At 70.4% G+C, this 12601-nt stretch carries 8 protein-coding genes and 2 pseudogenes; 4 read left to right on the forward strand and 6 right to left on the reverse strand.

Annotated features, from left to right (window positions below; all coding sequences use genetic code 11):
- Window positions 1-30: 30 nt before the first annotated feature.
- The 3 genes from AC0699_RS23145 to AC0699_RS23155 form a co-directional block, all read right to left on the reverse strand.
- On the reverse strand, window positions 31-1092 hold the full coding sequence (locus tag AC0699_RS23145) for an ABC transporter permease (RefSeq protein WP_478663278.1): 1062 nt from the start codon (window positions 1090-1092) through the stop codon (window positions 31-33).
- A complete protein-coding gene (locus AC0699_RS23150) occupies window positions 1089-2639 on the reverse strand; it encodes a sugar ABC transporter ATP-binding protein (RefSeq protein ID WP_478663281.1) in 1551 nt (516 codons plus the stop codon). Before AC0699_RS23150 ends, AC0699_RS23145 begins: the two co-directional genes overlap by 4 nt.
- Window positions 2640-2804: 165 nt before the next feature.
- The gene (locus tag AC0699_RS23155; protein WP_478663284.1) at window positions 2805-5618 is read right to left on the reverse strand and encodes a SpoIIE family protein phosphatase; all 2814 of its coding nucleotides are present in this window, start codon (window positions 5616-5618) and stop codon (window positions 2805-2807) included.
- Between the two features lie 394 nt (window positions 5619-6012).
- Between AC0699_RS23155 and AC0699_RS23160 the strand changes: the two genes are divergently transcribed.
- Window positions 6013-6381, forward strand: a complete 369-nt coding sequence (locus AC0699_RS23160) for a hypothetical protein (RefSeq protein ID WP_478663287.1) — start codon at window positions 6013-6015, stop codon at window positions 6379-6381.
- Window positions 6382-6426: 45 nt separating this feature from the next.
- Here the strand turns inward: AC0699_RS23160 and AC0699_RS23165 are convergent, their stop codons facing one another.
- Both AC0699_RS23165 and AC0699_RS23170 read right to left on the reverse strand, forming a co-directional pair.
- Window positions 6427-8112, reverse strand: coding sequence for a TROVE domain-containing protein (locus AC0699_RS23165; protein WP_478663290.1), 1686 nt, complete (start codon window positions 8110-8112; stop codon window positions 6427-6429).
- A 438-nt stretch (window positions 8113-8550) separates the two neighbouring features.
- On the reverse strand, window positions 8551-10500 hold the full coding sequence (locus AC0699_RS23170) for an APC family permease (protein ID WP_478663292.1): 1950 nt from the start codon (window positions 10498-10500) through the stop codon (window positions 8551-8553).
- Between the two features lie 554 nt (window positions 10501-11054).
- Between AC0699_RS23170 and AC0699_RS23175 the strand changes: the two are divergent.
- The 3 genes and pseudogenes from AC0699_RS23175 to AC0699_RS23185 all read left to right on the forward strand — a co-directional run.
- Window positions 11055-11215: pseudogene (locus AC0699_RS23175) on the forward strand (amino acid permease); the annotation flags it as partial.
- A gap of 242 nt (window positions 11216-11457) precedes the next feature.
- Window positions 11458-11661, forward strand: a complete 204-nt coding sequence (locus AC0699_RS23180; protein ID WP_469772313.1) for a cold-shock protein — start codon at window positions 11458-11460, stop codon at window positions 11659-11661.
- A gap of 226 nt (window positions 11662-11887) precedes the next feature.
- A pseudogene (locus AC0699_RS23185) lies at window positions 11888-11998 on the forward strand (SAM-dependent methyltransferase); the annotation flags it as partial.
- A gap of 270 nt (window positions 11999-12268) precedes the next feature.
- Here the strand turns inward: AC0699_RS23185 and AC0699_RS23190 are convergent.
- Window positions 12269-12550, reverse strand: coding sequence for a hypothetical protein (locus tag AC0699_RS23190; RefSeq protein WP_478663295.1), 282 nt, complete (start codon window positions 12548-12550; stop codon window positions 12269-12271).
- Between the last annotated feature and the right edge of the window lie 51 nt (window positions 12551-12601).

Here is a 12601-nt window from a genome sequence, read left to right on the forward strand (position 1 = left end):
CTCCTGACGCGGTGCGCGTTACGAAGTGTCCTAGGGGGTGCCGTCCTTCGTCGGTGCGGCTGACGTCTTTGCGGGCGTCTGGCGGGTCGTGGTGGGGCCGGTGCGCAGTCGGCGGCGGGCGGAGTAGCCGGCCAGGCCGACGGCGATGAGCAGGGTGGCGCCGTTGAACAGCGGCGTGGCCCAGAACTGGGCGCCGAGCTGGCCGATGCCGGCGAGGCCGACGGCGAGGACGGCGACGGCCACGACGGTGCCCAGCGCGTTGGCGCGGCCGGGCTTGATCGCGGTGGAGCCGAGCAGGGCCCCGACGAAGGCCGGCAGCAGGTAGTCCAGGCCGACACTCGGGTTGCCGGTCTGCTGCTGGGCGGCGAGGAGGACCCCGGCGAAGCCGACGACGAGGCCCGAACCGGCGAAGGCGTAGACGGAGTACTTGTGGGTGGGGATGCCGAGGACGCCGGCGGCGCGGGGGTTGGAGCCGATGACATACAGGTACCGGCCGAGCGGCAGCCGCTCCAGGACCAGCCAGAGGGCGACGACGACGGCGAGGACGTAGAAGGCGGGTACCGGCAGGCCGAGGAACCTGGAGTCGTAGATGCCGGTGAAGGCGGGCGGCAGGCCCTGCGGGCCCGGGACGATCCGGGTTCCGTCGGTGATCCAGCCGCTGACGGCGTACATCATGCTGCCGGTGCCGAGAGTGGCGATGAAGGAGTCGATCTGCGCGAACTCGACGATGACACCGTTGAGAGCGCCGACCACCGCCCCTCCGAGGATCACCGCGAGGCAGGCGAGCGCCCAGGACCACCCTTCGTTGACGATGAGCTGCATCACCATGACGTGCGCCAGGCCGAGGCCGTAGCCGATGGACAGGTCGAACTTGCCGGTGACGATGGGGATCGTCGCGCCGAGCGCGAGGATGGCGGGGATCGACTGGTTGGAGAGGATCGAGGAGACGTTGTCCCGTGTGGGGAAGGTGTCCGGCAGGGTGATGGAGAAGATCAGGAAGAGCAGGGCGGCCAGGGCCAGGAGGCCGTAGGTGCCGATGAGGTGCCCGCGCAGGAAGCCCAGCAGGGGTCGGGGTGAGGGGGAGGGGGTCACCGGTTCGTCGTGGTTCCGGTGATGGCGGGCATGGCCGAGGCGGTGCGGGTCAGTTCGCCGACCGTGAGGGCATCACCGGTCAGCTCGGCCGTCACGCTCCCACGGGCGAACACCAGGGCGCGGTGGCACACGGTGGTGACCTCCTCGAAATCGGTGGAGATGAGCAGTACCGCCAGGCCGGCGGCCAGCGCGTCGTCGAGCAGACGGTGGATCGCGGCCTTGGCACCGACGTCCACACTGGCGGTCGGCTCTTCGAGGACCAGCAGGCGCAGGCTCACCCGGAGCCACCGGCCGACCATGATCTTCTGCTGGTTGCCGCCCGAAAGGGTGGCGATCGGGACCTCGCAGTCGCGGGGGTGCACCGAGAACCGGTCGATCAGGGCGGTGGCCTCGGCCCGCTCGCGCCGGGGACCGGTCCAGTGCCACGCCGGCACACCGGCTGCCCGGGGGTTGGCCAGGAAGTTCTCCCGTACGGTCAGTTCGGCGGCGCAGCCCTCCTCCTGACGGTTCCCGGCCACGAAGCCGACGCCGGAGTCGAGAGCGGCGGCGACCGTACGCGGGTGGTACGGGCGGCCGTCGAGCTGTGCCCGCCCGCCGAGGCCCGGCCGGGCGCCGGCCAGGGCGCGGCCGAGGTCCATGTGGCCGGCGCCGGTCAGGCCCACCATGCCGAGGATTTCGCCGGCACGCAGTTCCAGGCTGACCGGTCCGGCGTACCGGGTGCGTACGCCGTCGAGACTCAGGACGGGCGGGCCGCCGGCGGGGGTGGTGGCGGGCCGGTGGCCGGCCAGTTCGCGGCCCACGATGTCATGCACCAGACGAGCGGGACTGTGGCCGGCGAGCGGACCTTGGCTGACGAGGTGGCCGTCGCGCAGCACGGCGAACGTGTCGGCGACCTTGTACACCTCGTCGAGCCGGTGGCTGACGTAGAGGACGCCGTGCCCTCGGTCGCGCAGGGTGTGCAGGACGTCGAAGAGCCGGGCGCAGTCCGCGGCGGGGAGGGTGGCGGTCGGCTCGTCCAGGACGAAGAGTTCTGCCCGTGTCGCCAGGGCGCGGGCGATGGCGACCAGCGAGCGCTCCGCGGGGGCGAGGTCGGCAATCGGGGCGTCGGCGTCCAGATGACCGGCGACGATCCGCAGGGCCTCGGCGCATCGCTCTCGGGTCTGCCGCCAGGAGACCAGTCCACAACGGCGCGGATAGCCGGTGCCCAGGGCGATGTTCTCGGCGACCGTCATCCACTCGACGAGGCCGAGATCCTGGTGAATGAACGACATCTTCCGGGCGGCGGCGTCCGAGCCGAGCGGATGCCCGGCCACCGTCACCTCGCCCTCGTCGGCGTGGTGGACCCCGGCGAGCACCTTGATGAGGGTGGACTTCCCGGCGCCGTTGGGGCCGAGCAGGGCGAGGACGCTGCCGCCGTGGATGTCGAGGTCGACCCCGGCGAGCGCGAGGGTGCCGCCGAACCGCTTGCTGAGACCGCGTATCCGGACGAGAGGTCCTCCACCGAAGCGAGAGGGTGGGCCCATCGCGGTGTCGGGAGCGTCATGCACGGACTTCTCCGGGGGTCGGCCTCCACGTTCTTCCCGACTGCATGGAGGATGCTACTGGGAGCTGTTGCCGTATTCCCGGCATATCGGTGGTGCCTTTGACTCCAATGGGCGAGCCGGCCGGGGAGGCGGTCTCCCCATGGACCTCCCAGCCGTGTCGGGTGCAGGTCACGCCGCCGCGTCCAGGGCGCACTCGGCCCAGATGACCTTGCCGTCGGTCGTGTAGCGGGTGCCCCAGGCCTGGGCGAGCTGTGCGACGAGGAACAGGCCACGGCCACCCTCGTCGGTGGTGGCCGCATGGCGCAGGCGTGGGGCGGTGCTACTGGTGTCGTAGACCTCGCAGATCAGGGTGCGGTCGTGGATGAGGCGCACCTGGATGGGCCCGGTTCCGTAGCGGACGGCGTTCGTGACCAGCTCGCTGAGCAGCAACTCCGTGGCGAAAGCGGACTCGTCCAGCCCCCACTGGCTCAGCTGGCGGACGGCTGCGGCACGGACGTCGGAGACGAGGGCCGGGTCGGCGGGCAGGTCCCAGGTGGCGATCCGGTCGGCGGGCAGGGTGTGGGTGCCGGCGACGAGCAGCGCGATGTCGTCGCCGGGGTGATCGGGTGCCACGGCGTCGAGGACCGCCTGGCAGGTGTCATCGGGCGTTCGGTCCGGGTGGGCCAGCGCGCGGCGCAGCTCGTCGAGCGCCACGTCGATGTCGCGATCGCGGTCTGCGACGAGTCCGTCGGTGTAGAGGACCAGCCGGCTGTGTTCGGGGAGGTGGATCTCGGCCGTTTCGAAGGGGAGACCGCCCAGGCCGAGAGGGGGTCCCGCGGGCAGGTCCGGGAAGGTCACGGTGCCGTCGGGGTGGACCAGCGCGGGCGGAGGGTGGCCGGCGCGAGCCATGGTGCACTGCCCCGAGGTGGGGTCGTAGACGGCGTACAGACACGTGGCGCCGACGATGCCGGGGCTGCCGAACGCAGGGTTGTCTTCGCCCTCCTCCCGGTCCAGGCGCAGCACGAGATTGTCCAGGTGGGTGAGGAGTTCGTCGGGGGCGAGTTCCAGTTCGGCGAAGTTGCGTGCGGCGGTGCGCAGCCGGCCCATGGTGGCGGCGGCGTGCAGTCCATGGCCGACGACATCGCCGACGAGGAGGGCGACGCGGGTGCCGGAGAGGGGGATGACGTCGAACCAGTCGCCGCCCACTCCGGATTCGCCGGGCCGATAGCCGTGGGCGACCTCGACGGCGTCCTGCTCGGGAAGTCCGCGCGGGAGCAGACTGTGCTGAAGTGCCAGGGCCAGGGTGTGTTCGCGGGTGTAACGGCGGGCGTTGTCGATGCAGAGGGCGGCGCGAGCGGCGAGTTCCTGGGCCAGCGAGCAGTCGTCGTCCCCGAAGGGGGCGGGATCCTGCGAGCGGTAGAAGCTCGCGATGCCCAGGAGGACGCCGCGCGCCAGGAGGGGGACGGAGATGAGGGAGTGCACGCCGCGCGCGAGGATCCGCTCGGCGTGTTCGGGTTCTTGGGCGATCCAGCCGGCGGCGGATGCCAGATCGGGTTCCAGTACTGCCTGCCCGCTGGCCAGGCACCGTAGATGGGGCGTGGCCGGGTGCAGCTGCACCCGCTCGCCGGCCGGGTAGAAGGGGCAGTCCTCGCGGATGCCGTGGACCACCGTACGGTGCAGATCGGTGCTTGGGTCGGGGGATTCCTCGCCGCGCAGTACGGCCTCGGGAACGTCGATGGTGACGTAGTCGGCCAGGCGGGGGACCGCCATCTCGGCGAGTTCCCAGGCGGTGCGGCTCACGTCCAGGGTGGTGCCGATACGGGCGCTGGCCTCGGCCAGCAGCTCCAGGCGGCGTCGGGCCGCAACGGCGTACTTCCCCACCTCCGGCTCGCCCACCAGCACCAGCCCCCTGGCCAGGCCGTCGGCAGCGTCGTCGGTGCCGGGTGGGACGGGCGCGCGGACCGTGGTGGCGGCCCGGCCGGCCGCGGCGGCGGGGAAGTGCCCGGACGCCGGGGCGGTGGTGGTGGCAGGCTGCGGGAAGAGGCCGAGTGGCCGGCCGGCGCGCGTCGGGACGGCGATGCGGGGGTGCGGCGAGTCACTGGGGAGGACCGCCTCGATGACGACGCCCTCCACCCCGGAGGGGCTCGTCACCGGATGGCTCAGGAGGGTGACGCGCCGGTCGTGGGACAGGGACACTTCGACGGCGGCCCGCTGGGACGAGGAGATCAGCTCCGTGGCCTTCTCCTTGAGCGTCGTCCGATCGCGCTGGTCCAGCCCCATCTGAACCAGTTCGTTCATTCCGATCAGGCGCCCGTCCCCGGTTGCCTCGCTGGTCCACGCGTAGTGCCTGGCGTCGAGATACGCCCGCAGCAGGCCACGCTCTCGCGCCGAACTCTGCTCCATCAGCCGCCGTTCGATGGCTTCGGCGGCGTTGCGTATCACGGTGACCAGTGCCGCGTCCGCATCGGTGAGGGGATAGCCGAAGCAGAGGACGCCCTCGATCCGCCCGCTGAGCTGGTCGCGAACCGGGATTGCGGTACAGGCGTTTGACTGAGAGCGCTCGGCGAAGTGTTCGGCACCGGAGACCTGGCACAGCTCCCTTTCCGCGAGTGCGAGACCGACACCGTTGGTCCCGGCGAACTGCTCCGCGAAGACGAAGCCGGGGATGCTCTGGATCGGGGCGAGGCGCCGCACCAAAGACGCTTCCCCGAAGCGGCGTTCAAGTATCGTGCCCTGCCCATCGGCGAGACAGATGTTCATCTGGCTGCCCGCGAACATGGCTTGCAGCCGGTCCAGCACGGGCCCGGCCGCGCGCACGAGCTCACTGTCCGGATCGAAATCCTGCCGGAAGGGGAGCTCGGTCTGGTCCGGTGAGAGTCCCAGCAGCCGGCAGCGCTGCCACGAACTCAGGATCGGACTTCTCACGCCCCCCTCGACCGACTCGCCATGCAGAAACCGTTCGCGGGGACGTACGGGGCCGATGCGGTCTCCCACGACCCCCATCTGCATCACTTCCCTCACAGAAACTCGGCGATCTCCCAGCCTCCATTTGAGTATATTCCTGACCTTTTGGGTGAATATAAAGAACACGTACCGTGACGCCAGAGTTGCTGACGGAGAAGGCCTGGCCGGCGTCCACCGTGATCGGCTGCCGAGCCGGCGATGCGGCGGCAGTGCCGTCGCCGTACCCACGACACGAACGCCGCAGCGTCAGGAGCTGCCGCCGCGTCGGTTGGCTCAACGGCGGGCGGCCTGCGAGAACGGCGGGCGGACGATCACGGGGTCCGTTTCGGTCACGATCAGCTCCGTCCGATAACTGACTACTGGCCACATGTGGAGGAACGGTATGGATTGTGGTGTTCACGTAAAACCCATTGATGATCCTGGAGGTACCACCGTGGTCCGTCTCCGTTCGGCCTCGCTGGCCCTGATGACCACTGCCGCCTGCGTCGCGCTCACCGCGGCACCGGCCTCGGCCGCTCCTGGCGACACCACGACCATGTGCGGGAGCTCCCTGACGCCGTCAGGCTGGGTCGACGTGCAGTGGTGGAACAGCTGGCAGTGCGGCGTCACGTTCAACCCCAACATGAAGAAGATCCAGCAGGTCTCCGGCATGCCCATCGGCACGACCGTGAACGTCTGCGCCTCCACGTGGCCCCCGGCGGGCTGGGTGCAGGTGAACCGCAGCTTCTACAGTGGCGCCTGCCAGTACGCGGCGGTGCCGAGCCACGAGCCCAACGCCTGGACGATCAAGCGGGTTTCCTGACCCGCGACCGGCGCCCCGGGAGCAAGGGGCGCCGGGAGGCGGACCTCACGTCGCGGCCGCAGTGGACTCCCAGGGCCACTCGGCCGCCCGGCCGGACTCCAGGAGCGGGATCAGCCGGAACGCCGCATCACTGAGGCCGCCGAAGGTGTGACGGTGCGGACCGGCGGCTGCGTGGCCCGTGGCGTAGCCGCCCAGGTTCCAGGTGTACACGGGCACGCTCCGGGGAACGGCGCCGAACGTGTCGACGTAGGGCGCCAGGTAGGCCTGTTCGTCGGTGACGACGACCACGCGGTCGTGCTCCCTGTAGTGCCGGGTGACGGCCTCCGTGGTGTTGGTCCCCCCGAGGTCGTGGAACCGGTCCAGTGCCCGGAGGACGGACTCGCCCGGCTCCAGCTCCACCCTCCGGCTGTGGGAGCCGAACTCGACGAGGTCGGCCCGCTCGGCCCGGATCGCCAGGGCCGTGCCGAAGATGGCGGCGGAGTCCGCCCGGTTGAGTCCGGTGTGCTCGCTGGGCGTGTCGAACATCGAGCCCGACCGGTCCACCAGGACCAGGGTCCGGCCGGGCAGGGCGGGCACCTGCGCCAGGGAATGTCCGAGGGCCGCTTCCAGGGCCTGCTCCCACCGTGGTGACGGCACGTTGCGGTGGGCCGCCAGGTAGCGGAACGGGAACTGCCGGGAGCGCAGGACCTCGACCGGGTCGGAGATCCGACGGGCGACGTCGGCGGCCGTCCGGTCCCCGACTCCCGCGACATCGAAGTTGCGCAGATTGCGGACGAGCGCCATCGGCCCCATCGACGGGATCACGGCCTCCCACACGGCGGCGTCCATGGGGCGGCGCAGCCAGCCCGCCAGCGCCTCCCAGGTCATCCCCGCCGCAGCCAGCCGTTCGGCCCCGCCGGGCCCGGTGACCAGCGCGTACCGCTCGTCGTCCGGGACAGACACCAGCGCGTGGTGGGCGGTGAGGAGAGGGGCACCGGCCGGCGGTACGGCACGGTCCGGGCGGTGGCACCGGTCCACGGCGTACCGGAGCAGCTCGCCCTGCCAGGGCCGGCCGGGCGCCGGAGCGGGGTGGGTCAGCTCCAGGACGTCCCCGAAGCGGAACGCCCGTGAGCCGGTGTCGTACTTGAGCAGCGCGCGGTCGGTGTAGAGCCGGCGCACCGCGTCCGCGACCCCGCGCTTCACCGGTTGTGGCAGACGCCGTCCGTGCCGGGAGGTCCAGTAGGCCAACAACTCGCCTGGCTCGTCGGCGCGTTGCAGCACCGCGTCGACGGCCTGCCGCGAGAAGCCGGAGGCCCCGGCATCCAGCCGGGCGCGGACGAACTCGGCCGCACCCACCAGTGACGCCGTCCGCATGTGCGCTTCCGTACGGAGCCAGCGCAGCAGTCCGAGGGTCCACTCCGGGTCACCGACCGCGAGTTGACGGACGAGCTGGGCGTAGCGGTCGTCGCGGGACTGTGCGCTCTCGTAGAAGGTGGGCTGTCCCACCATGTTGGCGACGGCGAGCAGGAAGAGCTCGGACTTCGGATCCCGGGTGTACCCGGCGCGCCCCAGGCGATTGGCGCCCTGCGATGCGGCAAAGGCCGTGCGCCGGGCGGTCGGTGACGGCGTGACGATCCACTGGCCGTGCGTGGACAGCGGGGATGTCGCTCCGCCTGCGGTGAGGCCCGGTATTTCTGCCTGGATCTCGCTCCTGGCTTCGGCCTTGGCCCGCTGACGGTTGAAATGGGTCATGCAGAGGTCCCCTGGCGGGTGGCGGTCGGAGGGGCGTGCTGTCGGGGACGGGCGGTCGAAGCGTCGCACGGCGCACGCGGAAACAGGTCGCCTCCCGAGATCAGAAGTGGGCACCGGTGGGTTTTTGACAGGAAGTAACCGGGGCTCGCGCGCATCGGAAGGCGACGGAGCTGGACGCTACCGGAGCAGGCCCGGGGGCGCATCCGAATTATGCGGGGCCGCCCCCCGAGGGCGCGGCGCCGTCGTCGACCGGAAGGCGCGCCCTACCACGCTCATCGCGGCCGCGTTCCACGCCCGCTGGGTCAGGGCTGGGCGTCCCACTGGCAACGAGGACTCGAAGCCCGCGTGAAGGCCGACTGACCAGGCTCGCCCTCGCGGGTGGAGGGCGAACCGTGATCACGGCGAGGCGCAGCCCGCACGCACCGCTCGTTCCTCGCGTCAGCCGACGTGGACGCGGGGCCGGTTCGCCCGGTTGGGTTCGGCCTCTCGCAAGACCTCGCGGGTGACGGGGGCGACCTCGCCCTGGCCGAAGAGGAAGAAGCGGAGGAAGTTGGCGAAGGGGTTGCCCTCGGACCATTCGAAGTACATGTGCGGGCGCTGACCGGTGGCGTCGCGTACGTGCAGGAGCAGTGCGGCCAGGGCGTTGGGGATGGAGGAGCTCTCCAGGGTCAGGACGCGGTAGCGGCCGTGCAGTACCTCGCCGCGTACGTTCAGACCGGCCTCGAACTCCGAGGGGTCGCCGACGGTGACCTCCACGAAGATGAAGTCATCCCCTGCCGGCACGTCGTTGTCGGCCCGGATCTGATGGATCTTGTCGCGGTACTCGGCGACGTCGCGCTGGTCGGGCTCGTTGGCGATGAGACGGATCGTCCGGTGGGAGATGTCGCGGACGAAGCGCTCGGCCATGTCGTCCAGCGTCACGCCCGTGACGCGCAGCTCGAAGGCGCGGGCGAGCCGGGAGGCCAGGGACAGGATGATGATGCCGGCGATGAAGCATGCGCCGATCTTCACGCCGTCGGGCCGTTCGATGACGTTGAGGACCGTGGTGTAGAGGAAGACCGCCGAGATGACGGCGAAGGCGATCGTCCAGTTGCGCTGCCGGGCGCGGTGGGCGGCGATGGTCACCGCGATCGCCGCGGAGCAGATCAGGACCAGTACGCCGGTGGCGTAGGCGCCGCCCTGGGCGTCGACGTCGGCGTTGAAGATCCAGGTGACCAGGAACGCCACCAGGGTGAAGACGATCACCATGGGGCGGACTGCGCGCGCCCAGTGCGGGGCCATGCCGTACCGGGGAAGGTACTGGGGCATCAGGTTGAGCAGTCCGGCCATGGCGGAGGCGCCGGCGAACCAGAGGATGGCGATGGTGGCGACGTCGTAGACGGTGCCGAAGACGTTTCCGAGGTATTCGTGGGCGAGGTAGGCGAGTGCGCGCCCGTTGGCCTCGCCGCCCGGCTGGAACTCCTTCGCCGGGATGAGCAGGGTGGTGATGAAGCTGGTCGTGATCAGGAAGACGCTCATGATCAGTGCTGCGGTGGTCAGCAGCTTCTTCGTACCCCGGATACGTCCTGCGGGCTTCTCCCCGGTGTCGCCGGGGTCGCCCTCCACGTGCGGCATGACCGCCACGCCGGTCTCGAAGCCGGACAGGCCCAGAGCCAGCTTGGGGAAGACCAGCAGCGCCACCCCGACCATGGCCACGACGTTCCCGTGCTCGGCGGTCAGGGCGCTGGACCAGTCGGTGACCACATGCGCCTCGGTCACGATGTGCCACAGGCCGACGACCACGACGACCGCGTTCAGGGCCAGGTAGATCCCGACGAGGGCGACGGCGACGCCGATCGCCTCCAGGAAGCCCTTGAGGAAGACCGCCCCGAGCAGCGCGATCAGCAGCAGTGTGACGAGCATCTGCTGTCCGTGCAGGAAGCCGGGCACGTGCGGGTTCTCCACCAGGTGGATGGAGGAGTCCGCCGCCGACAGGGTGATGGTGATGAGGAAGTCGGTGGCGGCGAAGCCGAGCAGGGTCAGGACGAACAGCTTGCCCTTCCAGAACGACAGCAGTCGCTCCAGCATGGCGATCGAGCCCTGACCGTGCGGGCTCTCCTCGGAGACCCGCCGGTACACCGGCAGTGCGCCCGCCAGGGTGACGATCACCAGCACGATGGTGGCCACTGGCGACAGCAGCCCCGCCGCGAGCGCGGCGATGCCCGGCTGATAGCCCAGCGTGGAGAAGTAGTCGACGCCGGTCAGGCACATCACCCGCCACCACCGCTGCCCCTTGTGCTCGGGCACCGGCTCGGCGTGCGTACCTTTCTGGTGCCTGGCCATGTCGGACAGGCCCTCGAGCATCCACGCACGCATGCGGCTCGTACGGGCATGGACGGGGGTGGTCATCTGTGCTCCTGGTCTACAACGAACGAATTCGGCCATCACGGAGACGGCATGATCAGCGTATGCAATGAGAACCCGCAGGCTCAGGTGTCGCCCCGCCTGCCGGGACACGGATGTGGGGGCCCGAAGAAGTCGAGCGCCGTAAGCGTCCGGCAGCCGGCCAGTTCGGGGAACGCAGAGACGTCCCGGTCACGATGAACACGGCGCGAGCGTATGTCGCCCCACCTGGTCAACAGCACCACTCCGATGCCTTGAGGGGCATCAAGAACTCGTTAGGATTCCCTAAGCGTTCGTACATACGGCGCAATTACGCCCACGGCGCCCACGACGTCCGCTGTCGCTCGTCCAGTCCGGAGATCTTGAAGACGGCCCGGGCGGTCTCGCCGTCGATCCTCTGCGACAGCTGCGTCCCGGCGGTCGCCCCGCAGAGCAGCGTCCCCCGGCCCAGGGGTGTACGCGCTCCCGCGTCCGGACGACGCCACAACTGTGTCCGTCAGCTTTGACGCCCTCCTGACGGCACCGTCAAGAGCGCGTGAAGGGATCGCCGCCCTCTCGCCCCCGGCACCAGGATCACCGTGCTCATTCCCGAGGTCGAGCCCGCCCGTCTGTGGCAGCGGACGTGCAGAACCAGCGGGGCGCGGTCGTCGCACACGCCGTCCGCCGCGATACGAACGCCGCGATCTGCCGGCTGCGCTTCCGGCTGTCCGATCTGCCCTGATGATCCACGGCTGGGGCGGTGCCAGGTCGTCCACCTGATTCCGGGTGTGGAAGGTGGCTCCGGTCGGGATGGCCTCGCCGAAGCTCCGTCCGACGAGCCGGACGGTGCATTTTGCCGACACGGAAACAGGACCGTTCGTGAAACCGGCTCAGGGTGGCAAGGTGCAGGAGCCGCAGTCGCGATGGGGCTGTGGCCGGCGCGGCGACGGCGCGCGCCGTGGCATGGCAAAGGGAACGGAACTGATGGCAACAGGCACTGTGAAGTGGTTCAACGCCGACAAGGGCTTCGGCTTCATCCAGCAGGACGACGGTGGCCCGGACGTGTTCGTCCACTTCTCCGCCATCCAGGCCACCGGCTTCAAGGAGCTGGCGGAGGGAGACAAGGTCGAATACGACGTGACCCAGGGCCCCAAGGGCCCGCAGGCGGAGCAGGTCCACCGCCGGTAGGGCGCGCCTCGGTGCCCGGTCCCACCGGCTGACGCTGGGACCGGGCATCGGGCATCGGGCATCGGGCAGAGGGGGGCAGCGCCGACCGGCTTCGCTGCCGCGGGCGGCCTTCTTCTCGCGCAGGCGACGTTGACGATTTCCACGGCCGGGTCGCACGGTCGTACGCCATGGGCGGCGCCTTCGTCGGCCGAGGCCCCATTGTGGGCGTACACCGGAAGTCGGCCCGGGCGTTCGCGAAGGACTGCTGCGGGCCTGTCGGCGACATGTCGCGGACGACGGCTGCGTCCTGATCCAGCGGCAGGGCGAGGGACGGCACAAGAACTTGCCGCAGGAGCGAGAGATCGGTGGGTCGGCCAACTCTGCGGCGTCCAGCCACGGCAGGGCGGGTTCAACGCTCCATGACCCCTGTCGATCCCGTTCCCCTCCCGGGGCGTCGGTTCCCGCCGCAGTCCAGGACCGCGCACAGCTCGCGTCGGTGGGTTCGGGTCGTGGTCCAGGGATCCTGCGGACGCTCCGTACCCGGAGTCCGACGTGTGGTGAACGGTGACATGCCGACAACGCACTGCCGGCGGCCGAGGCGGTGGACCGGCTCGGTGTGCGGCACCGGTCAGGTTTCCATCGCGAGATCACAGTCGGCGCAGATGCGGTCTGTGTACGCCGGGTCGTACCACTTCGCGCCCGGATGCTCGGAGGGCCTCCAGGGCGTCGCTTCCATGGCGAAGGTGTCTTTGCCGCAGATGGTCCGTGGACCGGGGGCGGCGGGGTTCCCGGGAGCGGCGGGCGCAGCGTGGACGCGGCGGACGTGCCGGCTCTCGGCTGCCGGGGTGCCGGTGGGGCCGGGCGCCGACACCGCCTCGTCCAGTTCGTGCACAACGACGATCTCGCTCATGATCCGACGGTATGCCGTTGCGAGGGAGCACGCCTTCCCACTGCCGGCGCC

It is taken from the genome of Streptomyces sp. NPDC043870, from assembly GCF_056435785.1.

What these genes read in the sequence shown, in the direction of transcription:
- AC0699_RS23155 (WP_478663284.1), bottom strand. Translation starts at nt 5,618, where the DNA reads ATGGGGGTCGTGGGAGACCGCATCGGCCCCGTACGTCCCCGCGAACGG.
- AC0699_RS23165 (WP_478663290.1), bottom strand. Translation starts at nt 8,112, where the DNA reads ATGACCCATTTCAACCGTCAGCGGGCCAAGGCCGAAGCCAGGAGCGAG.
- AC0699_RS23170 (WP_478663292.1), bottom strand. Translation starts at nt 10,500, where the DNA reads ATGACCACCCCCGTCCATGCCCGTACGAGCCGCATGCGTGCGTGGATG.
- AC0699_RS23180 (WP_469772313.1), top strand. Translation starts at nt 11,458, where the DNA reads ATGGCAACAGGCACTGTGAAGTGGTTCAACGCCGACAAGGGCTTCGGC.
- AC0699_RS23190 (WP_478663295.1), bottom strand. Translation starts at nt 12,550, where the DNA reads ATGAGCGAGATCGTCGTTGTGCACGAACTGGACGAGGCGGTGTCGGCG.